This window comes from Thalassotalea euphylliae (assembly GCF_003390375.1).
Taxonomy (GTDB): domain Bacteria; phylum Pseudomonadota; class Gammaproteobacteria; order Enterobacterales; family Alteromonadaceae; genus Thalassotalea_F; species Thalassotalea_F euphylliae_A.
The window spans coordinates 2,757,916-2,783,215 of the sequence record NZ_QUOT01000001.1; the positions used below are offsets into that span (position 1 = coordinate 2,757,916).

21 protein-coding genes and 2 riboswitches are annotated in these 25,300 nt (G+C 44.4%); of the genes, 11 read left to right on the top strand and 10 right to left on the bottom strand.

Annotation, left to right across the window (positions count from 1 at the left end; genetic code table 11):
- Positions 1-28 precede the first annotated feature (28 nt).
- From DXX94_RS19670 to DXX94_RS12245, 4 genes are all read left to right on the top strand, one after another.
- A complete protein-coding gene (locus DXX94_RS19670) occupies positions 29-568 on the top strand; it encodes a c-type cytochrome (protein ID WP_116002516.1) in 540 nt (179 codons plus the stop codon).
- Between the two features lie 144 nt (positions 569-712).
- Positions 713-1,342: a paraquat-inducible protein A gene (locus DXX94_RS12235; RefSeq protein WP_116002114.1), complete on the top strand. Its 630-nt coding sequence runs from the start codon at positions 713-715 to the stop codon at positions 1,340-1,342.
- Positions 1,332-1,991 carry a paraquat-inducible protein A gene (locus DXX94_RS12240; protein WP_147302281.1) on the top strand — a complete coding sequence of 220 codons (660 nt, stop codon included), beginning with the start codon at positions 1,332-1,334 and terminating at the stop codon, positions 1,989-1,991. Before DXX94_RS12235 ends, DXX94_RS12240 begins: the two co-directional genes overlap by 11 nt.
- A gap of 55 nt (positions 1,992-2,046) precedes the next feature.
- A complete protein-coding gene (locus DXX94_RS12245; protein WP_181901553.1) occupies positions 2,047-5,079 on the top strand; it encodes a PqiB family protein in 3,033 nt (1,010 codons plus the stop codon).
- 13 nt (positions 5,080-5,092) lie between these two features.
- Here the strand turns inward: DXX94_RS12245 and thiE are convergent, their stop codons facing one another.
- The 5 genes from thiE to thiC are packed head-to-tail and all read right to left on the bottom strand — an operon-like array spanning position 5,093 to position 11,049.
- Positions 5,093-6,778, bottom strand: a complete 1,686-nt coding sequence (thiE, locus tag DXX94_RS12250; protein ID WP_116016241.1) for a thiamine phosphate synthase — start codon at positions 6,776-6,778, stop codon at positions 5,093-5,095.
- Between the two features lie 32 nt (positions 6,779-6,810).
- Positions 6,811-7,605, bottom strand: coding sequence for a thiazole synthase (locus DXX94_RS12255; protein ID WP_116016243.1), 795 nt, complete (start codon positions 7,603-7,605; stop codon positions 6,811-6,813).
- A 2-nt stretch (positions 7,606-7,607) separates the two neighbouring features.
- The gene (gene thiS / locus DXX94_RS12260; RefSeq protein WP_116016245.1) at positions 7,608-7,856 is read right to left on the bottom strand and encodes a sulfur carrier protein ThiS; all 249 of its coding nucleotides are present in this window, start codon (positions 7,854-7,856) and stop codon (positions 7,608-7,610) included.
- Positions 7,853-9,064: an FAD-dependent oxidoreductase gene (locus tag DXX94_RS12265; RefSeq protein ID WP_116016247.1), complete on the bottom strand. Its 1,212-nt coding sequence runs from the start codon at positions 9,062-9,064 to the stop codon at positions 7,853-7,855. The genes thiS and DXX94_RS12265 overlap by 4 nt, the downstream gene beginning before the upstream one ends.
- A gap of 5 nt (positions 9,065-9,069) precedes the next feature.
- Positions 9,070-11,049, bottom strand: a complete 1,980-nt coding sequence (gene thiC, locus DXX94_RS12270) for a phosphomethylpyrimidine synthase ThiC (RefSeq protein ID WP_116016249.1) — start codon at positions 11,047-11,049, stop codon at positions 9,070-9,072.
- A 124-nt stretch (positions 11,050-11,173) separates the two neighbouring features.
- Positions 11,174-11,272, bottom strand: a riboswitch (TPP riboswitch).
- Between the two features lie 169 nt (positions 11,273-11,441).
- On the opposite strand from thiC, the gene DXX94_RS12275 reads away from it, so the two are divergent.
- Positions 11,442-13,175: a M1 family metallopeptidase gene (locus DXX94_RS12275; protein ID WP_220348087.1), complete on the top strand. Its 1,734-nt coding sequence runs from the start codon at positions 11,442-11,444 to the stop codon at positions 13,173-13,175.
- A gap of 81 nt (positions 13,176-13,256) precedes the next feature.
- Here DXX94_RS12275 and DXX94_RS12280 read toward each other — a convergent pair whose 3' ends face one another.
- The gene (locus DXX94_RS12280; protein ID WP_116002106.1) at positions 13,257-13,556 is read right to left on the bottom strand and encodes a c-type cytochrome; all 300 of its coding nucleotides are present in this window, start codon (positions 13,554-13,556) and stop codon (positions 13,257-13,259) included.
- A gap of 122 nt (positions 13,557-13,678) precedes the next feature.
- Here DXX94_RS12280 and DXX94_RS12285 point away from each other — a divergent pair, with 122 nt between their 5' ends.
- Together DXX94_RS12285 and DXX94_RS12290 are read left to right on the top strand one after the other, a co-directional pair.
- Complete coding sequence (locus DXX94_RS12285) at positions 13,679-15,151, top strand: protein adenylyltransferase SelO (protein ID WP_116016251.1); 1,473 nt, start codon at positions 13,679-13,681, stop codon at positions 15,149-15,151.
- Positions 15,139-15,471, top strand: a complete 333-nt coding sequence (locus DXX94_RS12290; protein WP_116016253.1) for a DUF3630 family protein — start codon at positions 15,139-15,141, stop codon at positions 15,469-15,471. Before DXX94_RS12285 ends, DXX94_RS12290 begins: the two co-directional genes overlap by 13 nt.
- Before the next feature lie 67 nt (positions 15,472-15,538).
- Here the strand turns inward: DXX94_RS12290 and DXX94_RS12295 are convergent, their stop codons facing one another.
- Positions 15,539-16,552 (bottom strand): GGDEF domain-containing protein, encoded by a 1,014-nt coding sequence (locus tag DXX94_RS12295; protein ID WP_116016255.1) that lies wholly within the window; start codon positions 16,550-16,552, stop codon positions 15,539-15,541.
- A 249-nt stretch (positions 16,553-16,801) separates the two neighbouring features.
- On the opposite strand from DXX94_RS12295, the gene DXX94_RS12300 reads away from it, so the two are divergent.
- The 3 genes from DXX94_RS12300 to DXX94_RS12310 all read left to right on the top strand — a co-directional run bounded on the left by DXX94_RS12300 (position 16,802) and on the right by DXX94_RS12310 (position 21,466).
- Complete coding sequence (locus DXX94_RS12300; protein WP_116018493.1) at positions 16,802-18,586, top strand: DUF885 domain-containing protein; 1,785 nt, start codon at positions 16,802-16,804, stop codon at positions 18,584-18,586.
- Between the two features lie 220 nt (positions 18,587-18,806).
- Positions 18,807-18,889: riboswitch (cyclic di-GMP riboswitch) on the bottom strand.
- 148 nt (positions 18,890-19,037) lie between these two features.
- Positions 19,038-20,879, top strand: a complete 1,842-nt coding sequence (locus tag DXX94_RS12305) for a GGDEF domain-containing protein (RefSeq protein WP_147302282.1) — start codon at positions 19,038-19,040, stop codon at positions 20,877-20,879.
- A gap of 26 nt (positions 20,880-20,905) precedes the next feature.
- Positions 20,906-21,466, top strand: a complete 561-nt coding sequence (locus tag DXX94_RS12310) for a hypothetical protein (RefSeq protein ID WP_116016259.1) — start codon at positions 20,906-20,908, stop codon at positions 21,464-21,466.
- A gap of 74 nt (positions 21,467-21,540) precedes the next feature.
- On the opposite strand, the gene DXX94_RS12315 is transcribed toward DXX94_RS12310, so the two are convergent.
- Positions 21,541-21,795, bottom strand: a complete 255-nt coding sequence (locus tag DXX94_RS12315) for a hypothetical protein (protein WP_116002101.1) — start codon at positions 21,793-21,795, stop codon at positions 21,541-21,543.
- 253 nt (positions 21,796-22,048) lie between these two features.
- On the opposite strand from DXX94_RS12315, the gene tesB reads away from it, so the two are divergent.
- The gene (gene tesB, locus DXX94_RS12320) at positions 22,049-22,906 is read left to right on the top strand and encodes an acyl-CoA thioesterase II (protein WP_116016261.1); all 858 of its coding nucleotides are present in this window, start codon (positions 22,049-22,051) and stop codon (positions 22,904-22,906) included.
- 5 nt (positions 22,907-22,911) lie between these two features.
- On the opposite strand, the gene DXX94_RS12325 is transcribed toward tesB, so the two are convergent.
- Positions 22,912-24,156, bottom strand: a complete 1,245-nt coding sequence (locus DXX94_RS12325; RefSeq protein WP_116016263.1) for a mechanosensitive ion channel family protein — start codon at positions 24,154-24,156, stop codon at positions 22,912-22,914.
- Between the two features lie 111 nt (positions 24,157-24,267).
- Entirely contained in the window at positions 24,268-25,170 is a 903-nt protein-coding gene (locus tag DXX94_RS12330; protein WP_116002098.1) for an acyltransferase, read from the bottom strand.
- Between the last annotated feature and the right edge of the window lie 130 nt (positions 25,171-25,300).

The window sequence follows — 25,300 nt, forward strand, 5'->3', positions numbered from 1 at the left end:
GAAGAAAACTAAAGCCGCTGTTGCTGTTATGGGTGACATAGAGCTTGGTAAAGCAAAATCAGCAACTTGTGTTGCCTGTCACGGTGCTGATGGCAACGCTCAAGTAGCTATCTACCCGAAAATTGCCGGTCAGCACGAAGGTTACTTGTTGAAGCAGTTACAAGAATTCAAATCTGGCGCACGTAACAACGGCATTATGGCTGGTATGGTTGCAGCACTTTCTGACGAAGATATGAAGAACTTAGCAGCTTACTTTGCAAGCCAAACAACGTCTAAGGTTGTGAAGCCAGAAACTGCAAACGAAGCAGGCCGCAAGTTATACTTCGGTGGTGACTCTGCACGTGGTATCACAGCTTGTGCGGCATGTCACAGCCCAAGCGGTGAAGGTATGCAGCACGCGAAGTTCCCTGCATTACTTAACCAGCACGGTGATTACGTGAAAGCACAGTTAGAGCAATTCCGCTCTGGTGCACGTGGTAACGATGCTAACGCTATGATGCGTAACATCGCGATCAAGCTATCAGACGACGATATTGCTAACCTTACAGCGTTTATCCAATCGCTTTAAGCTATTGCTAAATTAGAGAAAGCAGCCAGTAGGCTGCTTTTTTTATGTCTACAATATGCGGGTGATTTTTGTTGTAGACAGGTTGGCTAGCGTTAGATATTGACTTAAACTTGCAGTTAAACGCTCCTCTTTCAGTAGGTTACCTTGGCAAAACCAGCTGCATCGCTTAACAATATTGTGGTTTGTCGTCGCTGTGATGCGGTGTTATCTAAACCTAAAATTGAACCGGGTCAAAAAGCCACCTGCCCTGGTTGCAGCGCACTGCTGTACGAGCTAAAGAAAAACCCCATGGAGCGCACTATGGCGGTGTCGCTGGCGGGGCTATTACTCTTCTTTCCTGCAATTTTGTTACCCATGATAGGGGTAAGTGCCGCAGGTACGCACAATGAAGCATCATTAATTGATTGCATCATCATTTTGCTCAACACTGACTACCATATCGTCGCGTTTATCGTGTTTTTGTTTACCATTGCCATTCCCATAGTTCACTTGTTGGCGGCGTTTTACATTGCTGTTGCGGTCCATTTCAATAAAATTAGCCAGTCGTTGCTGGTGTTTTTTCGCAGTTATCACGTGCTAGACAGCTGGACAATGCTGCATGTGTTCTTCCTTGGTGTTGTTGTTTCCATCTACAAGATTGTTGATCTTGCTGAGCTAACTGTAGGCGGTGGCTTAATGAGCTTTGTGTTATTGCTTATTTGCTCAACGCTTGTGTCGGTGACATTAGATCATCATTACGTTTGGGAGAAAATGGAGCAAGCGCTTGAAGACTAGTGCGAAAGCGATGGGCTTGGGCTGCTGCCCTTGCTGCCATAAAGTGGTGAAAATGCAGGCTGAAACTCAGCAATGTCCGCGTTGCCATCGCAGTTTCAGCGTACGCAAAATCAATAGTTTATCGCATACCTTTGCGTGGACAATTGCCGCATTAGTGATGCTGGTGCCAGCCAACTTATATCCCATGATGATCTACTACACCCTTGGGCAACCAGAGGCATCTACCATTTTAGAGGGTATAGCAACCTTTATTCAGTTTGGTATGTATCCAGTGGCGATTGTGATTTTTATCGCCAGTTTTGTTGTGCCGCTGGCGAAAATTATTGGCTTGTTTATCCTGATGTATCACGCCAAACGCGCGAGTAAGTTAACGGTTAAGCAGCAAGGGCAGTTGTATCACATAGTCGAATTTTTAGGCCCTTGGTCAATGTTAGATGTTTTTGTCGTCGCTATTATGGCGGCGGTGGTCAATTTGGGTTTTCTAAGTTCTATTGAAGCGGCAAAGGGGATCACCTATTTTGGTCTAATGGTGGTGTTTACCATGCTAGCCGCCGAGAGTTTTGATGCCCGATTGCTATGGGATGCACAAGACCAGAAGCCACAAACTGATGATAGCCAAAGCCAGCTCAACCAAGCAGGCTCGCGTTAAGCTATTTAGCACCAACACAAATTACTTAGAAGAAAGCAGACATAAGAGAAGCACGATGAGCACAGAATCACATCCAGAGCCAATTGTTGAAGCAAAATCAGGTATTTCTGCTATTTGGTTGGTGCCTATTGTTGCCTTGATTTTTGGCGCTTGGTTAGTGGTTAAAGCGGTTGGTGATCGCGGCGTATTTATCACCATTGAGTTTGACAACGCAACAGGGATTGTCGCGGGCAAAACTGAAATTCGCTACAAAGGCTTAACGGTTGGTGTCGTGCGCGATATTGAAACCTCCAGTGATCTACAAAGCGTGATTGTTGAGGCGGAAGTGATCAGCGATGCGAAAGATACACTGACTGATGAAACGCTATTTTGGTATGTGACTGCCGATGTCTCTTTGAGCGGGGTAAAGGGGTTAGATACCCTACTTTCTGGTAGCTATATTAACGTTCGCCCTGATATTGACGCCAGTGGCAAGTCGCAGCGCCATTTTATCGGTTTAAAAGAAGAGCCAGAGGTCGACGAATCGGCACCAGGCCTACATATTGTGCTTTCTTCCGATACGCTTGGTTCGATTGTTAAAGACTCGCCGATTACCTTCAAACAAATTATGGTTGGCCATGTGGCGAGCTATCGCTACGATGACAGACGCAATCAGGTTGATATCAACGTGTATATCAAACCTGAATTTGCTCACCTTGTTAAACAACATTCACGCTTTTGGAATGCCAGTGGCTTAACAGTTTCTGGCTCATTAACCACAGGTGTACATGTTGATACCGATTCACTGGCGTCGATAATCTCTGGCGGTATTGCTTTTGATACCCCCGATGTTGAAGGAGAAGCGCTTAATAGCAAAAACGGTACGCGCTTTAAGCTACATCAACATTTTCAAGATGCCGAAATGGGCTACGCCATTAATTTGCAGCTTGATTGGAATAGCCAGCTAGATGTTGGTGCCGCCATTGTCTATCAAGGTATTACGCTAGGGCGATTGGAAAGCTTTACCTATATCAATCCACAAACGCGTGAAATCACCGCGCTTGCCAAGGTTAACCCGCGCATTGCTGCTTACCTAAATTCCAGTACGCAGTTTTACCTAATGGCACCTGAACTGGATTTAGGCGGGGTTACTAATCTACACAACGTTATTGCCGGTGCTCAAATTGGCATGCGCCCATCATTAGACGGTGATGTTACCGATACTTTCAGAGTTTACAGTCAAAAACCTGCTTATCGATACACAGAGCCCGGCTTGCACTTAGTGTTAACCACCAGTGATGTTAATTCACTAAAAGTGGGCACCAGTGTTTTTTACAAACAGCAAGTGGTTGGTAATATTCAGGCAATTGAAAACACCGGACCAAGCGCTTTCAATGTGCATATTCATATCCAGCCGGAATACCAAAGCTATGTGAGCTCAGATAGCCGCTTCTGGAACGCAAGCGGATTAAGAATAGCCGGCAATATTCAGCAATTAGACATTCAAAGTCAGTCAATGCAAGCCATCCTTGCTGGCGGTATTGCCTTCGACAAGGGCATCGATGATGCTCAGCAACCACCGAATAACGGTGATAGCTTTGTTTTGCATGAAAACATTGATATTGCCAAGCAACGTGTTGCCATTGAACTGGCACTAGCCAGCGCGAAAGATGTGCGCAAAGGCACACGAATTATGTATCGCGGTGAGCAAATTGGCGCGGTGCATACCATTCGTTATGTTGATGACAGCGCCCGTTTAAACGTGGGTATTCTGCCTGAATTTCGTTGGTTATTAAAAGACGGTACTCAGTTTTGGCTAGTTAAAACTAAGCTGTCGCTCTCTGGCCTAACCGACACTGAAGCCCTGTTTGGTGGCAACTATTTCAATGTGGATGCGGGCAATACGAGTGATACAAACACTGAGCGCCGACAGTTTATTGCACTAGATAAAGCACCTGCTAAACACGCTTCTGCAGAAGGCTTACAGCTTACCGTTATTAGCGAAAACGGCAGTGAAGTTAGCCCAGGGAGCCCCATTAGTTATCGCGGTATTGTGGTTGGTCAGGTCGACAATATTGAGCTTGCCAGTGACGGTGAAAAAGTTGCAATTAATATCTCTATCGATGAGCAGTATCGCCATTTAGTGCACGACTATACGCGTTTTTATCATGCCAGTGGCTTTACCATTACGGGTAACTTAACCGATTTTTTGGTTAAAACGGAGTCGGCAGATACAGTGCTAACTGGCGGTCTTAGCTTTTACAATCCAGACGGTGTGGTTAATCCGCAGCCTGCGCAAGAAACGGCGCAATATACCTTGTTTAATGATTTACGCCATGCGGAAAATGCGGGTGTCGCTATTCGTATTGCGTTTAATCAAGTTGCGGGACTTAAGGCTAACTTACCTATCCAATATCAGGGGCAAGAAATTGGCATGGTTGAGCGCGTTGTTTTTAATGAAAACGCACATGGCGCAACTGCGTTTGCGTATTTAAATCATTCAGGTCGCAAGTTTGCAGCGGCTGGTACTAAGTTCTGGTTTGCTGAGCCGGAAGTGGGCTTAGTGGGCTCTAAAAATGTGGGAGCTTTGATCACTGGTGGCTTTATTAATACCTTACCTGCTGCCCACGTTAACGGTAAAGCAGCGCAGCAAACCGAATTTATCGCGGAAGATTATGCACCAGCGGTTACACAATTGCCGTTTGGCTTAAATTTGCAGTTAACCACTGGGCAACTTGGCTCAGTTCGGGTTGGTAATCCTGTTCTTTATCGTCAAGTGAAAGTAGGTGAAGTAATTGGTGTTGATTTAGCACCAACCGCTGATCAAGTGCATATTTTTATTAATATTGAGCAGCGTTTTGCCAAATTAGTATCGCCTGCCAGTCAGTTCTGGAATACCAGCGGCTTTAGCATGGATGCTGGATTATTCTCAGGCGTTTCTGTTGATGCTGAATCAATCGAAACCATTATTGCCGGTGGTATCGCATTTGCGACACCAGACTCCGCCACAGGGGAATCATTCGTTAGCCAAGGATACAGTTTCACCTTAAAGCAAAACCCTGAGGCCAAATGGCGCAGTTGGGCACCGAAAATTCAGCTAGCCAACTAATTCTATAAAGCGACTACTGACAAATGGCTTTTAGCGCTCGAACAGCTTTGCGGTAATCATCTGCGCGGGTAATCGCGGTGACCACGGCGACGCTATCAACCCCAGTGTTGGCAACGACTTTCGCCCGCTCAAGGTTAATGCCGCCAATCGCAACAATGGGAATGTCTTGTTGGAGAGTCAATAAATGGCGCAAATTTTCGATGCCCTGTATTTGACCAGTCATATCTTTGGTCACTGTTGGAAAAATCGCCCCAATGGCTAAATAGCTAGGTTTTAGTTGCCGAGCTAATAAAAGCTCATAACAACCATGGGTGCTGATCCCAAGCCGTAATCCTGCATTAGCAATAGCCTTTAAGTCGGCATCGGCGAGATCTTCTTGTCCTAAGTGCACTCCATAGGCACCGTGTTTTATCGCCAGTTGCCAGTAATCATTGATAAATAACCGAGTAATTGTGTTACTCGTTAGTTTTACTGCTTGGGCAATTTGCCTGTCGATTTCATCAAACGGTAAGTCTTTCAGCCTGAGTTGGATAATATTGAGCTCAAGCGGTAGCAGTTTCTTTAGCCAATCGAGTGAGTCAATTACGGGATAAAGACCTAGCTTTTCTTCCTTTTCTTTGCAGGACTTATTGCTGGAATCTGTGCATAAACCATTGTCTATGCCATTACCTAAACCGAGCGAAGGAAAGCCAGACTTGGGTAAATTTATATAACTGTTAACTACGTCAGGAAAATATCTATCATCCGTGGGAAATCCGCCAATAGCAAAAGCGCCGTAGTAGCGATTTTTTCCTACATTCTGACTTAGCCCCTGATTAATAAATGCTTTTGTTAAGGTGAGTGCGTCACGTAATAAATAACCTTGCGCTAATAATAAGGTGAGTGCCGATGCAAAAGCACAACCTGAGCCATGGCTGTAACTCGTATTGATTCTTTCGCTGGAAACTTTTAATGTGTTTAGCTGAGTTTTGCTAGCTGGGTCACAATTCTCAACTAGTGAATAAGCACTGTCTAAACAAGTGCCAATATCGTTGCTGTGCCCACCTTTTACCACAACCGTTGTAACCCCTTGGTAGAGCAATTGTAAAGCAGCTTGCTCGGTTGTTTTCTCAAGCTTATTACCCGAACTTTTCTCTGTATCTTTCTGTGTTTCTGTCTTTAGGCAAGTAAGCGCTTCAAGTTCAGGTAAATTAGGCGTGATGACATCAAGGTATGGCAATAATGTTTGGATCGCTACGGGATCGATTTGGCTAAACTTACCGCCAACACTGGCATTAGCGACGGGATCATAGACAGTGATCAGTGCAGGATCTTGTTGTTTGAGCCGCGCCAATAGCTCGATCAGCCAATTGACTTGATGATCGTTTGCCAACAAACCAATCTTAATAGCAGTGGGTGGCTTATCCTTGATAAGTAGTTTGGCCTGCTCATCAAGTATTTCTGTAGCGACAGGGTTTACCGCAATTAAGCACTCTGAATTTTGACTGGTATTGGCGGTGATCAGTGTACAAATTTCGACATTGTCTTGGCTGAGGTTAAGAGAAAGACTAAGTGAAAGGCTATGCATGGTTTTGATATCGGCTGCAATTCCCGCTCCGCCAGAGCAATCACTGCCGGAAATTGTCCAAATAATTGGTTTGGGCTTTTGTGTATCAATTGCTTTATCTGATGCTGGGTGGTGTGAACGCGGTGTGCTCATAAAAAACTCTTACTACTCTCTCGACTTGCTGATTAAGTTTGATGCCAAAATGGGGTATCGAGTGTTGGGGTGCTTGGCTGTGCAGTCTGGCGCTCAGGCATAATGCCAGCCTGTTGCGCCAGTTCTCCTGCCTGCATGGCATAGGAAAATGCTTTAGCCATAGCAACAGGATCACTCGCTAGCGCAACCGCACTGTTAAGCAGCACGCCGTCATAACCTAACTCTAGCGCTTGCACCGCATCTGAAGGCTTTCCAATGCCGGCATCAACAATTAAAGTTGCTTGGGGTAAACGGCTGCGAATCGTGGCGAGATTATAGGGGTTCATCAAACCTTTCCCTGTGCCTATTGGCGATGCCCACGGCATGATCACTTCACAACCTAAATCATAAAGGCGCTGGCATAAGACTAAGTCATCTGTGCAATACGGCAATATTTGAAAGCCATCGTCAATTAAGGCTTTGGTTGCTTTGAGTAACTCAATGGGATCGGGTTGCAAGTTGTAGTCGTCACCAATCACTTCTAGTTTAAGCCAGTTGGTTTGGAATAACTCACGTGACATGTGCGCTAAGGTGACGGCTTCATTGGCCGTTTTGCAGCCTGCGGTATTGGGCAATAGCTTAATTTGATGCTCATCGGCGAGTTGTTGTAAATACTGCCAGATCATTTGCCCGCCCTGCTCTGCTGGTGCTTGGCGTTTAAGTGACAAGGTCATCACTTGTGCGCCGCTGGCAATGACCGCTTGCTGCATAATGGCTGGGCTTGGATAAAGTGCCGTACCAATCAGTAGTCGGCTATCAATCTCAGTGCCGTAGACGGAAAGTGACATGCTTAACCTCCTTGGATCGGCGAAAATAGCTCAACACTTGCGCCGTTGCTGAGCGATGTTGCTTTGTAATCACTCTTGGCAACAAAGGTTTGATCGACGGCTACCGCAAATAACTTAGGCTCTGGGTGCACTGAAAAATATTGGTCAAGCAGCTGGCTCACTGTAATGTCTGTTTCTTTGTGTTCAGTCTCTTGGAGTTCAGCTTGATCAAGGGTGAAAGTTTCACCATTAACTATATAGGTATTGGTCATTGTTTTGCTCTGGGATTGTTTTTACCGTCAACGTATAGCCATTCAAAAAACGCTGGCGGCGCTGAGTTAGAGGGCTTGCTGGTGCTCGATGCATTAAGTTGCTGAGCAACCAAGTGTAACCCCGCTGCTAGCATCACTGGCGCGAGTAAATAACCGTGGCGATATAGACCGTTGAGCTGTATTAGCCCTGCTTGGCTTATTGCTTGTGGCCGGTTGTCGGCAAACGCTGGGCGGCTGTTGCTGAGCTGCTCAATAATCTGCGCCTCGGCAAAGCCTGGGTGTAGGCTATACAAGGCAGAAAGCAGTTCAAGTGCCGATTGCACTGTAACTTTACCCGTTGCCCCACTTTCTATTTCTGTCGCACCAATTACGTATTCATGGTTGGCTTTCGGCGCGATATAAAGTTTGTATCTTGGGTGCATTAAACGCACTGGCAGTGAAAATTCGACGTCCGGCGCATGCACCCTGATGACCTCTCCGCGCACTGGCCTTAACATCGGCAGTGCTCCCTGATCTTCAATATTGGCATCGGTATTCGCACCGATATTGGTACCAGCTTGGGTATAAATGGCACTTGCGCCGATGCCACGACAATCAATGACCAAGTCAAATTGCTCAATACCTGAGTTGGTGTGAACTTGGAACGGAGATACGGCTAGCACTTGCGTTTGTGCATGCCAATTGATTACTGCATTTTCTTGCAGTGCACTCGCCAATGCGTTGAGTAGTTGATGATTATCAATACAGCCTTCCCCTTGCAGGTATGCACCGTTTTCAAAGCGCTCTGCTAATGCGGGTGCTTGCTGGGCAAGTTCGCTTTTGCTCAGTAATTGAAGTTGAGCTTGCGGATAGTGATGGCTGATATGGCGTGTAAAGCGTTCATAGTCACCTTGGTCCACGCTGTGGCTAACGCAAATAGAACCGTTTGCTTGAAAGTCAACTGGACTGGCAAGTTCGCCGAGTAGTTTGGGCCACATGGTTAGTGCTGCCTCGCCCATGGCGACAATCTCAGGTTCACAGCTTAACGACTCGCCATAAGGCGTCAGCAAACCCGCTGCCGTGTAGGCAGCACTTTGCCGACCATCAATAGCGTCTTTGTCGTATAGGCTGATCTGATGTCTGTTATTGTGCGTGTTACTCGCTAGGCTCAGCTGCCAGGCCATTAAACGACCTAGCAGCCCCGCACCAACAATTGCGATATTGGCCACGGTATTTACCTTGCTTGATGATAAATTTCAGAGCCAGTTGCTTTAAATTCAGCCGACTTCTCCGCCATACCTTGGGCAAGCGTTTTATCAATGGCATCACGGCTAACGCTGACGGTTTCGTCTGCGAGCTTGATTTCAATGCGTTGCTCGGCCTCTAGTTTTGCCGCATAGTCGCGAACATCTTGGGTGATTTTCATCGAGCAGAATTTTGGCCCACACATTGAGCAAAAATGGGCGATTTTGCCTGACTCTTGCGGCAAGGTTTCGTCGTGGTATTCACGGGCGCGCTCAGGATCTAAACCAAGATTAAATTGGTCGTGCCAGCGAAATTCGAAGCGCGCTTTTGACAATGCATTATCGCGAATTTGTGCACACGGGTGCCCTTTTGCTAAATCGCCTGCATGCGCGGCAATTTTGTAGGTGATTAAGCCTTCTTTCACATCTTCCTTGTTAGGCAAGCCCAAGTGCTCTTTTGGCGTCACGTAGCACAGCATGGCACAGCCGTACCAGCCAATATTTGCGGCACCAATCCCCGAGGTGATGTGGTCATAACCGGGCGCGATATCTGTCGTCAGTGGCCCTAAGGTATAAAATGGCGCTTCGTGACAATGTTCCAGTTGCTCGTCCATATTCGCCTTAATCATATGCAGTGGCACATGACCAGGACCTTCAATCATCACTTGGACATCGTGTTGCCAAGCGATTTTGGTCAGCTCACCTAAGGTATGAAGCTCAGAGAATTGTGCTTCGTCGTTGGCATCGGCAATAGACCCCGGACGCAGGCCGTCACCTAATGAAAAGGCAACATCGTACTGCTTACAAATTTCGCAAATATCTTCAAAGTGGGTGTAAAGGAAGTTTTCTTGATGATGCGCTAAACACCACTTTGCCATAATAGAACCACCGCGCGAGACGATACCTGTCACGCGTTTTGCTGTCATCGGCACATAGCGCAACAGCACACCGGCGTGAATAGTAAAGTAGTCCACGCCCTGCTCTGCTTGTTCAATTAAGGTGTCGCGAAACACTTCCCATGTTAAGTCTTCGGCAATGCCGTTTACTTTTTCGAGTGCTTGATAAATCGGTACTGTACCAATTGGCACTGGCGAGTTACGCACAATCCACTCGCGCGTTTCGTGAATATAGCGGCCAGTGGATAAATCCATCACAGTATCTGCGCCCCACTTGGTTGACCACACCAGCTTTTCCACTTCTTCTTCAATGGACGAGGTAACCGCCGAGTTGCCAATATTGGCGTTCACCTTGATCAAAAAATTACGGCCAATAATCATTGGCTCAGACTCAGGGTGATTGATATTAGCGGGAATTATGGCACGTCCTGCGGCCACTTCTTGGCGTACAAACTCAGGGGTAATCTGCTCGGGAATGTTAGCGTGACCAGCTTCGGTAAACTTGGCTCCAAAGCCCTGCCCGTCGTGGCGTTGGCTGAGGATTTCGTCTTTCATTTCTGCCCGTTTGGTATTCTCGCGAATGGCAATATATTCCATTTCCGGCGTGATAATACCTTGGCGCGCATAATGTAACTGGGTGACGTTTTTTCCTGCTTTGGCTCTACGCACTTTTGGCAGGTTCTCAAAGCGAATATGGTCTAACCCTTCATCAGCCAAACGCTGCTGACTATAACCTGATGTCGCGCCCGTAAGCTCTTCGGTATCTGCGCGCTCGGCTACCCATGCACTGCGCAGCTTAGGTAATCCTTCATGAACGTTAACGCTAACGTTTGGATCGGTGTAAACGCCAGAGCTGTCGTACACACGAATCGGCTCGTTAGGTTCAAAAATGGGGTTTTCTTCGGTGCCGCCGACAAAAGTATCGCCAACGTCTATCTCTCGCATGGCTACTTGGATATTGTGTAGCTTGCCCGGTACATAAATCTTGCTGGAATTCGGGTAACTTTGTCCCGACACATTGTTGATAAAGGCTTCCGCCTGCTGACGACGCTCACGTCGCGATAATGAACTCATAGCTCTCACCTAGATAATAATTAATTATATTCGGCGGAGTTGACTAGGTATGACGAGAACAACATAAACCCAATATTATCACGAACAGTAGCCTAAAATTGTCTACAGCTAATTAATATGTTGAGTTTGTGTTGCGCTTGTTCCCTTCGCAGCAATTACGCTGATCAGGTTCTACGGATCCCGCTTTCGCGATCTCAGCCCTATGGCACTCCGACAAGTTCGCTGAGCAAATGACTCGCTTGCTCAGATACTTTTTAGTCTTACAAGAATTTTTACTTTACGCAAGCGCCAGATTCATAAGTTTGGTGACAAACCCACTTTGTCTATGGCTTGCCTTCAACTTGCTAGCAACGCACAATATTGCTCATATTCTCAGAGCGAAGAGTTAAAAAATGATGCCCAACAAATGGTTATCAGCAGCAGTTAGTGCCTTGCTCGTGCTGACCAGTCATCAAGTTAGTGCCCAGCAACCTAGCGAAGCTAAAGGCGAAATTAAGAGCGAAACTAAAAACGACATTAATAAAGCTAAGCTAAATACGCCTGACATTAGCGAACAAAGACAACAGCATTTGCGCGGTGCAATTACCGCTGAACGCGCTTGGTGGGATGTAAAGCATTATCAGCTATCGATGACTGTCGATATTGGTGACCGATCTTTTTCTGGCGAAAACATCATAACTTATCAAGTAATTGATAATGCTAAAGAATTACAAATTGAGCTACAAGCACCCATGAAGCTTGAAGCTGCTGTGCAAGCAGGGCAATCCTTGGCGATTCGTCAAGAAGGCTACAGTTACTTTATTTCGCCAAACGAGCTACAGCAAATAGGTCAGGAATATCAGTTAACCTTAACCTTTTCGGGTCAGCCTCATGAGGCGAAAAATGCCCCTTGGGATGGCGGTATTACTTGGTCGGAAGATGAAGGTGGCATGCCTTTTATTGCCTCGTCAAACCAAGGGATCGGTGCCAGTATTTGGTGGCCTAATAAAGATCACGGCTACGACGAACCCGATCGCGGAATTGATATGTTGATTGAAGTGCCAAGACCTTTGTTCAACGTCTCTAATGGCCGTTTAATTAACATTGAAGATCAAGGTGATAGCCGAGTTTTCCACTGGCGCGTGATCAACCCAATTAACAATTACGGTGTGAATATCAATATTGCTGATTACGTCAATTTTGCCGAGCAGTATCAAGGTGAAAATGGCGTGTTAGATATGGACTATTACGTGCTACGTGCCAACGAAGAAAAAGCGCGCGTACACTTTGGTGATGCCAGGCGAACTATCGAAGCGCTAGAGCATTGGTTTGGCCCATATCCGTTTTATCAAGACAGTTACAAGCTGGTTGAAGCTCCGTATTTGGGTATGGAGCATCAAAGCTCAGTCACGTATGGCAACAAATATCAACAAGGCTACAAAGGACGTGATCTCAGCGAGACAGGTTGGGGCTTAAAGTGGGATTTCTTGATTATTCACGAAACCGCACACGAATGGTTTGCTAACAGTATTACGGCTAAGGATGTTGCTGATTTATGGATACAAGAGAGCTTTACCACCTACGCTGAAGGTTTGTTTGTTGAGTATCACTACGGCAAAGCGGCAGGGGCAGAGTACTTGCGAGGGCAACGCCAGAATATTCGCAACGATAAGCCGATGATAGGGACTTATCACCAACACGAAGTGGGTTCGTACGATATTTACCCCAAAGGTGCGAATATGCTGCATACGCTTCGTCAGCTCATTGATGACGACAGCAAATGGCGTGAGATTCTACGTGGTTTAAACAAGGTTTTTTATCATCAAACCGTTACTACCCAGCAAGTGGAAGACTATATCGCTACACAATCTGGGCTCGTGCTTAATAAGTTTTTTGATCAGTACCTGCGCGACAGCCGTATTCCTGTGCTGGAATATCGACTAATGGACGGCGAATTTAAAGCTCGTTGGCGTCATGTAGTGGATGGTTTTGCGATGGCAATTCCGGCGAAGTTTACTGGTGGTGTGGCATCTGATCAGCAAAATTTTGCGCTGACAACAGATTGGCAAACCTTCGAACTATCGCAGGGTGCGACAGGTATTCAGTGGGACAAAAACTACTATATCGCGCAGCTTTTGATTGAGTAAACGATCGATAAGAAATTTGTCAGGCGTTAGAAAAACAAAAAGCGCTCAAATGAGCGCTTTTGCCAAGCCCACAGTAATAAATTACTTAAGGCTAGCGTAGTACGCAGCTAAGTTAGCTACGTCTGCATCAGTTAGGCCCATCGCCATAGGAGCCATTACTGGATCTTTACGTGCGCCAGATTTGAAATCTTTTAATTGCTTCGCAATGTAAGCTTCTTTTTGGCCAGCAAGGTTAGGGTACATTGGAATAGCAGAAATACCTTCTGCGCCGTGACAAGCTGCACACATTGCTGATTTTGCTTTACCCGCTGCAACGTCGCCCGCGAATGCTGGAGCTACCATCATTGCTGCAGTTGCAATAGCAAGAGTCATTTTTTTCATAATGTCTGTCTCTCTTAATGATTAGATTTTTCTGAGCCTTAGTCGATTATATGGAAAAAGACCTAAGTTGTCCTAGATTTTTTAGTATTATGTAAACACTTACTATGACTGAAGTAATTACGATGTCCGAGCCAATTGCGTTTAATTTCGACAATCGACTTGTAAAGCATTTACCTTTTATTTATCGACCTGTATCGCCGACTCCTTTAGTGAATTCGCATTTGGTGGCGACCAGTGACGCTATGCTAGCAGAGCTTGGCATTGCAAAAGATGATTTACATCAAACTAATTTTGTTGATGTTTTTGCTGGCAAGGTAATACCTAAAGGTGGCTATTTTCATGCGCAAGTTTACAGCGGTCACCAATTTGGCCAATACGTGCCGCAATTAGGTGACGGGCGAGCCATTAGCTTCGGCGAAATTATTGCGAAGTCTGGCCAGCGGTTAGATGTTCAGCTCAAAGGAGCAGGGGAAACGCCATTTTCTCGTATGGGCGATGGCAGGGCAGTACTGCGCTCTTGTATTCGCGAATTCCTCGCTAGTGAGGCGATGGCGGCGCTTGATATTCCCACCACACGAGCGCTATGCATTATTGGTAGTGAACACGATGTTTATCGCGAGAGCGTCGAAAAGGGCGCGATCATGACGCGAACGTCGCCGAGTTATATTCGTTTTGGTCACTTTGAATATTGGTTTCATCAAGGGAAAAAAGATGAACTCAATCAGCTCGCAGATTTCTGTTTAGCTGAATACTTTCCTGAGTGTTTAACGCAGGAAAACCCACACAAAGCCATGCTGGCGGCGATTGTACAATCAACTGCGATGTTAATTGCTAAATGGCAAGTACATGGTTTTGCGCATGGGGTAATGAATACCGACAATATGTCGATTCTTGGCCTGACCATAGATTACGGCCCGTTTGGCTTTCTTGATGACTATCAACCTAGTTTTATTTGCAATCATTCTGATCATACGGGGCGTTATGCCTTTGATCAGCAGCCGAGTATTGGCCTGTGGAATTTAAATGCGCTGGCTATTACTTTCTCTGACTGGTTATCAACCGAAGAAATTCGCGCAGCGCTGAGCCAGTATGAGCCAATATTCGTGCAACACTATATTTCGTTAATGCAGCGAAAGCTTGGGCTGGCAACATGGCAAGATGAAGATCAGGCATTGTTAGGGGAGTGGTTAACACTGCTAGCCAAGCAAAAAGCAGATTACACCTTGAATTTCAGGCTGCTTAATCAAGTGTTTGTCGATGATGTTGATAATCAGCAATGCCAAAAGTTGTTAGCGCATTTTAACGATAAACAAGCGGTTATTGAGTGGCTTAAAAAGTATCGCCAGCGATTAGCGGACGATGACATGACAGATAGTGCCCGCCACCAAATTCAAAACCAGCATAACGCGAAATTTATCTTACGCAATTACTTAGCTCAGCAGGCGATAAGGCAAGCAGAGCAGGGTGATTACACTGAAATTGAGCGCCTACAAGGCGTCTTACAAACCCCATTTGATGAGCAAGCAGGCGCTGAGCAATATGCACTGCCAGCGCCAGAGTGGGGCAAGCATTTGGAAATATCATGCAGCAGTTAACGCAACCCTCCTCACTTTTAGTTTCAGCAGTATTTTTGCGTGATGATCATCTCGATATTCGTTTTGATGGTGAGTTTGACGAAGAAGATTTCGATATCGCGACCGAGGTGGTATTGAGTCAGTTAGCGCAGGTTAGTATCTTGGAAAAAATCCCCGGTGCCGATTGCCATAATGTTAGGTTCCGTGCGCAAGTGGCGGAAGATTTTGGTTATTTTGTCTTAAATTTTGAAGTGTATAGCCAGTCATGCTGGTTAGAGCCTGAGTCTATTGATGAACAACCTTTACTAGAAGTTATTTGTGGGTCATTAACGGGCAATTAGCAAAGCTGACACTATTGGCTGTTAGAGAGCTTTTACTTCGAAGTGAGTAAAAAAGTTAAGCAGGCAGCTAAGCAGGAAGCATAGATACTTGATTTAGACCTTTTTGCTGAGCATTTGATAGTGCTTTTTGGGTGCGGCTAAGTAAGCTATTTAATGTTTCTTTTTGCTTGAACTCACTAACGCCAAGTGAGATTGTCATTTGTGGCAAACGAATACCAGATTTACTGCTGATAAAGCGTATTTTCTCTACACCTTGGCGAATTTTCTCGGCAATTTCGCTTGCGATTCCCATTTCAACATCAGGCAGCAGAATAAGAAACTCCTCATTCCCTGTGCGAACAGGTAAGCCACTTTCACCCACGTAGTTACTTACCTTGTTGGCAATCTTAGACAAAATAACATCGCCAATTAGCGAGCCGAATTTATTACTAAACAGCTTAAAGTCGTCAACACTGACAACCAAAGCTGCGATTTGACGGTCCGGTGATTCACTCACCCATGTATCAAAATGCTTGCTCAGTGCCTTTCGGTTGTATAACCGAGTCACTGGATCTAGGTAGATTTCTTTACGTGCCGCACTAAATTCTTGATACAAGTTGTCTGCTTGCTGCTCGGTTTTTGCAAGTTGCTTCAACAATGACGTTTGTTGCTGCTTAAGTAGTTCAACTGTCTGCGATAATCGCGATAGGGCCTGCGCTGCTTGCTCTTTATCGCCATCTCGCACTGATGCAATATTAGTGTCGAGTGCAGACAGCAATTTATTACCTTTCGCATTAGCGTTATGACAAGTTTCGCTGAGCTGGGCAGTTAGTTGCTTAGCATCATCAAAAATATCGTCGCGCAAGTTACTTTGACCAAGTACATGGTCTTGGTAAAGCTGCTCAATGAGAAAGTTATCGAGGTGATTATTGGCAAATAAATGTTGATCTATCTTAGTGATAAGCGGTGTGTTTTTTTCGCAAATGTATTCGTAACCAATTGCGTAATTTATTGGGGTTGCAGGCAACTTCCACTGTGCTAACAGCTTAAGTGTTTTTGCCATTTTAACTTGTGCTTGTGCTAAGGAATCATGATGCTTCAATGATTCACCCCAAAAAATCTAACTACTCAGCCATTCTGGCGAAAAATGCTGAAAACTTCTAGCCTTACAAACAACTTTTATCGATTAATAGAGCAAATAGTTTAATGAATGCGTGTTATTTACCCAGAAAGGCTGTTGTGCGAATCGAAATAGCTTTGTGTTAGCCTTAAGTTGCAAGGGCGTATCGCCAAGGTAAAATAAATGCACAATAACCGCTTAATAAAGCTCGATTACGGAAGCAATAAGCTAATGAAATACCCCATTATACTCATGTTGTTCATGCTGACGGCGTGTAGCCAAACTGCGCTAAAAAGTAAGCCCAATGCCGATCAACAACTAGCCAACGTGATTGATACTTATCACGACTACGAGCAGCAAAGTAGCCCATTCAATAACCCAGAGCCAGGCAAAACTAATGGGCAATTGCCAGATTTAAGTGCCGCGGCATTAGCTGAAAATCATCAACAACTGACGGCTATTTTAGCGAAAGTGAATGCTATTGACGTCGAGTCACTTAGTACTGCTAACCAAATTAATCGGTCAGTACTGCAATATCGCATTCAAAATCAGGTAGACAATTACCTAAATAAAGAACACCTCATGCCAATTACTGCGGAATCTGGATTCCATGCACATATCAGTTTTATTGGCCGTATGGTGAGTTTTAAAACCGAACAAGACTATCTTGATTACCTTAGCCGCTTGGCACAAATGCCACGTTATTTTAAGCAGCAAATGACTTGGATGCGTGAAGGGTTAAAAGCTGGCTATAGTCAACCACAAGTAGTATTGAAAGGCTTTGAAGAGTCAATTACCGCCTTTATCAAAGATGATGTGACCGAAAGTGTTTATTATCAGCCGTTTAAGTCAATGCCAAAGCATTTAACAACGGCACAACAAGCAGCGTTACGAACGCAAGCAACCAACGTCATTAAAGAGCAAGTATTTCCTAGTTACCAAGCTTTTTATGATTTTATGGTGGGTGTATATCAACCAAATGCCCGACAAAATATCGCGGCAAGTAGTTTGCCAAATGGTGCCGCGTTTTACGCCAATCGCGTGAAGCATTTCACGACATTAAATATGACCGCCGATGAAGTGCACCAAATTGGGTTGGCAGAAGTGAAGCGAATTCGCGCTGAAATGAATGCCATTATTGCAAGGTTAGGCTTTGAAGGTTCTTTTGCTGATTTTGTTGAGTTTTTGCGAACAGACCCTCAATTCTACGCGACTACGCCAGAGCAACTGATCAAAGAAGCCTCTTTTCTTGCTAAGCAAATGGATGCCAAGTTACCAAGCTTGTTTAAAACTTTGCCACGAACACCTTATGGGGTAATTGAAGTTCCTGCCAATATTGCGCCTAAGTACACAACGGGTCGTTACTCTGGACCATCGCGAGATGATCAACCGGGTAACTATTGGGTTAATACTTATCGCTTAGATCGCCGCCCGCTTTATGTGTTACCCGCGTTAACCTTACATGAAGCCGTACCTGGTCATCACTTACAAGGCTCTATTGCTCGTGAAATGAAAAACGTACCCGAATTTAGAAATGAAACTTATATTTCGGCATTTGGTGAAGGTTGGGGCCTATATGCTGAGTACTTAGGTATTGAAGCTGGCATGTATCCCGACCCTTACAGTGATTTTGGCCGCTTAACTTATGAAATGTGGCGCGCTTGTCGACTAGTGGTTGATACAGGGATGCATGTCAAAGGTTGGTCACGTGCGCAAGCAATGGACTTTTTAGCCAGCAATACCGCGTTGTCATTGCACAATGTTAAAACTGAAATAGACCGCTATATTTCATGGCCGGGTCAGGCACTTTCATACAAAATTGGCGAATTGACGATTAAGCGCTTACGCAAACAGGCCGAGCAAGCGTTAGGGGCAGACTTTGATTTGCGTGACTTCCACGATCAATTGCTAGCAAATGGTTCAATGCCTTTGTCTATGCTGGAGGTTGTGATTACGCAATACATAGAGCAGCAGAAAGAACAGCAACAGAAAAAAGCGGTAGCTGAGAGTAGCTAAAAAGCTAAACGTTGAATGGCGCCAATAGCATGCTAATTAAATATTCAATATTGAATTGATCAGCGGCTAGGTGTCTTTGTTACTGGTGTGCTACTTAGTAAATAAGCTGTAAGATGCTAATAGGAACAAAAGAAAGAAAAGGGAAAGACACGCAAAGTATACCGTAGGAGTAGAAGGTTAGCTGAATAGCTAAAATAGATAAGCCCCCACTATATCTAAATTTGGCAGTCCCGCTGTCCTAGGTTTCCCCTTAGACCGGTAACTTTGCGTCTCTAGCTTTCACTAGATTTGCCTTTAACGAGCTTTAGTCGCTCGGCGATATTATAGTCAATAATTGCGTAGAGTAAATACTAATTCTAATTTGATGACTAAGGTTAGTCGAAAGTTGGCGCTAATTCATACGATTCGTTAAAATGCCTGCTCTGAAAAAGCTACCGTTTAAGGTTTACACTTGTTGAAACAGATTTGGTTGGTACTGACATTGGTGATGACTTGTTTACTAAGTCAAGTTGCCAATGCACAAGCACAGTTGCCAAGAGAAGTTGTTACCGCCAATATCGAACGAGTCAGTGGTTTTTATCAGGCAGATAAAGAAGCACTTCCCTACGATGAAATAGTCTCTTTGGCGACTGAAATTGTTCAGTACCGCCATCAATACCCGAAAGACGTTATTGCTAAAGCTTACGTCTTACTTGCTGAAGTCGCAGCTAGTAAAGGTGATGCTGCACGTGCCTTTCAATTTGCAATTGACGGTTTAACTTACAAGCCACTACCTGCTGAGCTGCAGCTTAATTTAGAAATCAAATTGGCGGAAGGTTACTTTGTAAAAAGTAAATATCACAATGTCTTCCACTTTGTTGATCAAGTCTGGGAGCGCGCCATGCAAGAAGGCTTAGTAAAGTACCAACTACTGGCTTTGGGCTACCGCGCAATGGCAAATGCCCTCATTGGTGAAAATCAAAAAGCGGCTGACGATCTCCATATGGTGAAAGAGTTGGTTGAGCAAAACCTCCAATATGCGGAGCATTTACAGTTATTGGAAGTGATTGCGATCTCGTATCACTATTTAGGGGATTACCAAACTGCGATGGAGATACACGAGCGTATTCTAAAACTGCGCTTTGCACTTAATCGCAAAAATGGCATTGAAGGAACCTATTACAACTTAGCCGCCGCGTATCGAGAGCTCGAGCGATTAGATGATGCATACAATGCATTTTGGCAGGTAAAGCAAATTGCTGAGCAGCGTGTTTGGCCAATAAAGCGGGCTTATGCCGAACTTGGTATTGGCCAAGTGTTATTGGATCAGCGTGAGTATCAATCTGCTTATCTCGCCCTCGTTGAAGCAGAGCACTCATTTAAAGGGCAGAATTTGAATAAGCCTTATTTGAGTACGTTAATTGCGCTAGCTAAGGCGAGTTTTGCAACTGATCGTCAGGCTTTTGCATTGCAATTGCTGGTACTTGCTGAAGAGCTTGCTGAAATCGTCGAAGTGGCAGGCGATCAAGTTGATTTATACCTGCTACTTGCCAATCGTTACCAGATTGAAGGTGATAAAGACAAGGCACTAGCAATGCTCAATCGTTACGTAGAATTGCAACATCAGTTTTTCAAAGACGCGAAAGCCAGAGTTATTCGTGCGCCTAGTCGGCTTGCGGTCGAAGATAGCAACAAAGCGCTTGCGCTAGATTTAGCCGCAGCATATGACGCACACACTGAATTCTCAGAACAAGTGAGGATGCAGCGACATTATATTATCGGTTTAACAACATTAAGTTTGTTGTTGCTTGTGGTTTTGATTGTTCAATGGCTTACCTATCGCTCTCGTAAACAGCATGATGTTTACGAGCAGTTAGAGCGCCCAACGTATTTAGTGCCTAATCCAGCACAAACCAAATATATCTACCACCGGGCATTCAAGAAAGCACGCAAGTATGAGTATCCGCTCACCATAGGTTATTTAACGATTGGCAATTGGCAAGACCTAACTTTTAGCTTTAACAAGCGGGTTATTGCCGAAGTGAACAAAACATTGGCCACATTGATTAATGAGCATATGGGGGAGTTTGATCAGAGTGGCCAGATTAATGATGGCGAGTACATTGTGCTTTTTCCGCATCAGTCACAAAGCCAAGCCAAAGCTAAGTTTGAAAAGCTGATTGATGCACTCAAGGTACGTTTTTTTGCCAATCTGGGCGAATTTTCGGTTAATATTAGGTTTTCTTTAGATACACCCGCAGTGCAGGATATCGATCCTTATATCTTCTTATCGCGCTTGAGTGACGTGTCTTAAATTATTGAAGGGTATTCAGTAGGTTTATGTTTTTTGCGTTAGTTGTTATTGCCATTTTTGTCGCTGTTAGTGTTTATTTCTATTTTCGTTCAGAACGCCTACAGCATGATTTAGTTAAACAAAAACGCGATACAGCACAAACGCGAAAAAGTCATAAGCAGCTAGCTGATACCGTGGCTTCAATCGGAGCAAAACAGCAAGAATTTTTTACTTTTCGCTACAATAAAGTAAAAGAAGAAGCAGAGCGAAAATCACCAGCAATATTAAGTGATGTCAAACGTATATCGCCACTGGTGACTAACTATGCGGTAATCTTTAATGCTTGTGCTGGCGGTAAAGAGCAACTTAAACCGACCGCGCAAACCTATTTTGAAAATCACAAACCAGGTGCTTATAAAGACTTTCTTACCTATATTTCGGGGCGCGAGAAGCATGTAGCACGGATGTGGAGCAGCAACAATTTAAGCGGTTTTATGTCGATGATGGAAAGTTTATTAACTGAGCAGCAACAAGCATTGGATAAAATAAAACTTGTGAAGAAAGAAGAAGCGCCTGAAGAAAATATCGAATTTCATAAATTCAGCTAAGGCCAAGAAGCAAGACCAATGCAAACAAAAACAGCGCTATAAAGCGCTGTTTTACTATCTTTTAATGCTTGCTACTAATTGCGAATTGTAATCTCAGGTTGAGTGTTTATTTCACCATCCCATGCGATAGTTGCTACTTTTCCATCGCATAATAGTATGGCTAAACTACTGCCTGCACTGGCTCTAATAAATGCTAGATCATACCCAAACTGAGTCAGACTGCTGGCTGCAAATTTCTGCGCTAAGGTTAATTTTTCCCATAACGTTGCTTGAATTTGGTCGTGTTGCCTTCGCTCTAACAGCATTTCACGTTTTGAAACCGCCTGCATTCTAGCCTCACATTAACTATTTAAACTGCAAATAACTATTACGTGACACTATAGAACATTGTTTAATACTTCAACAGATAAATGTGTATATTTTATAAAAATTTAACGTATTCTTAGTGTTAGCTGAGCAGTTGTACTTAATAAAACAAACAATATAACGGGCAATAATGCTGTGGATTTTGGCTGGCGAGTCTACCCTGGAGGTTTGGCTGGGGTATAATCATCGAAAACAACAAGAAGCAAAGAGGCGAGTATGAGTCAGGTGTTAGACGACTTATTATCACTGTTAACACTAGAAACAATTGAACAGGGCATTTACCGTGGTCAAAGCCAAGATCTTGGTTTTAAAGCTTTATTTGGTGGCCAAGTATTAGGACAAGCGCTGTCGGCGGCGCAAGAAACAGTGGATGAAAAGCGCCATGTTCATTCATTACATTCCTACTTTTTACGCGCCGGTGATGCAACTAAACCCGTTGTATATGACGTTGAAGTTTTGCGTGATGGCGGCAGTTTTAGTGCTCGGCGCGTCAAGGCTATCCAAAATGGACAGCCTATTTTCTATATGACAGCTTCGTTTCAACAGCTAGAGCAAGGCTTTGAACATCAAGATCAAATGCCAGATGTTCCTGGCCCCGAAGGCGTTCCCTCTTACCAAGATTTTATTCGCGCAAATCAATCAGTTTTCCCTGAGCATATCCGCAAAATTTTTCTTGCTGAAAAGCCGATTGAGTTGCGCTCGGTTGAACAATATAACTGGGTGTCACCAGAAAAGGTTCCCGCTAAAGCCCATATGTGGATCAAAACCAACGGTGATTTGCCTGATGATTTACGTGTGCACACCTATATGCTGGCTTATGCGTCAGACTTTCATTTCTTGCCTACGTCACTGTTTCCGCATGGTAAAAGCCATTGGGATCCAAATTTTCAGATCGCCACGATTGACCATACCATGTGGTTTCATCGTCCATTTCGCTTTGATGACTGGTTGCTGTATGCCGTTGATAGCCCATCAGCCACTGGCGGACGTGGCTTAGTGAAGGGCCAAATTTTTAATCGCCAAGGCGAACTAGTTGCCTCAACAATGCAAGAAGGTGTGATCCGCGCTCGCTAGTGCTTCTAGTTGGAGAAACGCTGCCAATCGTGGCCTGTCGGATGTTGGAAAATTCGCAGGCCAAACTCTGGTGCAATGGCATAAATATGGTCAAAGATATCTGCTTGTATACCTTCATAATTTACCCAGTCTTGGTCACTACTAAATAGATAAAGCTCTAACGGAATCCCCGTTGCTGTCGGGGCCAGTTGCCTCACCATACAAGTCATTTGTTGATGAACTTTCGGGTGACTTTGCAAATAAGCCGTAATATAAGCGCGGAATGTACCAATATTGGTTAACTGGCGTTGATTGCGCTTGTCGGTCGCTGCACTACCCAGTTGTTGTTGGTTTTGTGCCAGTTCCGTTTGTTTTTGTGCTAAGTAGTCAGCTAGCAAGCTAATACTGGTGAGTTCTTTGACTTCTTCAGCTTGGTAAAAGCGCACACTTGCGGCATCAATATAAATCGCCCGTTTGATGCGTCGGCCACCAGAGTTGAACATATCTCGCCAGTTCTTGAAGGAGCCGCTGATCAACGCATAGGTAGGCACTGTGGTTACAGTGCGATCAAAGTTTTGAATTTTTACCGTATTTAGGCCAATTTCAAGCACATCACCATTGGCACCATATTGCGGCAGTTCAACCCAATCTCCAGGGGCAACCATTTTATTCGCCGCAATTTGGATACTGGCGACTAACCCTTTAATGGTGTCTTGGAAAATAAGTAACAGTACTGCTGTTAGTGCACCTAAACCGCTCAACAGGAATATGGGTGACCGATCGATAATGACAGCAACAGACAAGATGGTTGCTACTAAATAGATAGCCAGCTTGATCAACTGAATTGTCGCATTCAGCGGCATGTAACGGGTTTTGGCTTTTGCTTGATAGATGGCCTTAACCACGTCAAGCAATGCCGACAATACTCGGGCTATTTGAAAGATTACCGCCACACGCGCAATCGCCACTAGAATCGTTGCCTTGAGTGACTCTTCAGGCAAGAAAATAGGCGTTAGCGCAATAATTAGAAAAAACGGGACCAGTAAACTAATTTTGGTAAATACTTGGTGGGTAACAAACAAGTCATCCCACGTATTTTTGGTTCGCTGAACAAGTTTTTGCACCAACACCAATAGACGGTGTTTAACTAAATAGTGGCTGGCACTGGCAAGCAATAACAATAATACAATGCCCGCAACACTCGTACCCAACTCCAAATACTGGTTTGGTAAACCAAGTAAAATCAATTGCTCAGAAATCCATTGCTGCACAGACTTACTCCTTTATCATTTTTATTAGTGCTTACTCAATCAACGGCTTGATATTGAATCTTTCAAGCTTTTTATACTCGCCAAATAACTAAGTCGCGACTTCAATTGCTGTTAAGACTGATGGTCAGCCAATTCCATTTCCGCCATTGTCTGGTCTTTATCGCGCCACAGCTGATTAACCCATTGCTGAAAGTTTTGTTTGAACGCCTTGTCATTGAAGTAATCGCCAATAATTTCGTCTGGAATGTCGATAGTTTCAACATTTACGTGGATCTCGCTGACATCGCCTGAAATAAACTGCTGATAACTTGGAATGCCATTCGGATAATAGATAGTCACGTTAACAATTTTATTGAGGTGTTGACCCATGGCATCTAGCACAAAGGCGATACCACCGGCTTTCGGTCTTAATAAGTGCTTAAACGGCGATTTTTGTTTTTCGTGCTTGGCCTGCGTATAGCGTGTTCCTTCAATAAAGTTCATTACGCTCACAGGTTTATGTTTAAATTTTTCACACGCTTTTCGTGTTGTTTCAATATCTTTGCCAATTAAATGTGGATTTCTTTTCAAAAACGCTTGGCTATAGCGCTTCATAAATGGAAAGTCTAATGCCCACCAGGCAATACCGAGAAAAGGCACATAGATAAGCTCTTTTTTCAAAAAGAATTTTAAAAATGGGATCTTGCCGTTTAATAACCGTTGCAGCACCAGAATGTCTACCCAGCTTTGGTGGTTACTCAGCACTAAGTACCAGTCTTTAGTGGTGAGTTTATCTAAGCCGGTGACTTGGTAATTGACCTTGGTGAATAAGTTTTGAATGCCAGTATTACAGGTGACCCAATTACTTGCCATGCGATCGAGCAAATAACTAAAGAGCTTTTGCCAGCCTTTAAGTGGTACTAAAGCTTTTAATAGAGAGCTAACAACAACAGGTAACACCCACAATAATGTGTTGATGGTGTAACAAACTAAAGACAAAAATCCGATCAAAGGTCTAGGTAGAAAACTCAACATAATAATGAACTTAACTGACAAAAATTTGCTTTTAAGGTTGACGATTTTTAGATTGTAAGGGTTTAAAAAGTGTTTGAACACGGTTTTTTCTATCACCAGATAACCAGTTTTTACATCGTAAAAATCACTG

Coding starts and splice junctions, on each gene's coding strand:
- DXX94_RS12285 (WP_116016251.1), top strand. CDS start 13,679: ATGTCCGAGCCAATTGCGTTTAATTTCGACAATCGACTTGTAAAGCAT.
- tesB (WP_116016261.1), top strand. CDS start 22,049: ATGAGTCAGGTGTTAGACGACTTATTATCACTGTTAACACTAGAAACA.
- thiC (WP_116016249.1), bottom strand. CDS start 11,049: ATGAGTTCATTATCGCGACGTGAGCGTCGTCAGCAGGCGGAAGCCTTT.
- thiE (WP_116016241.1), bottom strand. CDS start 6,778: ATGAGCACACCGCGTTCACACCACCCAGCATCAGATAAAGCAATTGAT.
- DXX94_RS12290 (WP_116016253.1), top strand. CDS start 15,139: ATGCAGCAGTTAACGCAACCCTCCTCACTTTTAGTTTCAGCAGTATTT.
- DXX94_RS12245 (WP_181901553.1), top strand. CDS start 2,047: ATGAGCACAGAATCACATCCAGAGCCAATTGTTGAAGCAAAATCAGGT.
- DXX94_RS12275 (WP_220348087.1), top strand. CDS start 11,442: ATGATGCCCAACAAATGGTTATCAGCAGCAGTTAGTGCCTTGCTCGTG.
- DXX94_RS12255 (WP_116016243.1), bottom strand. CDS start 7,605: ATGTCACTTTCCGTCTACGGCACTGAGATTGATAGCCGACTACTGATT.
- DXX94_RS19670 (WP_116002516.1), top strand. CDS start 29: ATGGGTGACATAGAGCTTGGTAAAGCAAAATCAGCAACTTGTGTTGCC.
- thiS (WP_116016245.1), bottom strand. CDS start 7,856: ATGACCAATACCTATATAGTTAATGGTGAAACTTTCACCCTTGATCAA.
- DXX94_RS12330 (WP_116002098.1), bottom strand. CDS start 25,170: ATGTTGAGTTTTCTACCTAGACCTTTGATCGGATTTTTGTCTTTAGTT.
- DXX94_RS12310 (WP_116016259.1), top strand. CDS start 20,906: ATGTTTTTTGCGTTAGTTGTTATTGCCATTTTTGTCGCTGTTAGTGTT.
- DXX94_RS12280 (WP_116002106.1), bottom strand. CDS start 13,556: ATGAAAAAAATGACTCTTGCTATTGCAACTGCAGCAATGATGGTAGCT.
- DXX94_RS12315 (WP_116002101.1), bottom strand. CDS start 21,795: ATGCAGGCGGTTTCAAAACGTGAAATGCTGTTAGAGCGAAGGCAACAC.
- DXX94_RS12300 (WP_116018493.1), top strand. CDS start 16,802: ATGAAATACCCCATTATACTCATGTTGTTCATGCTGACGGCGTGTAGC.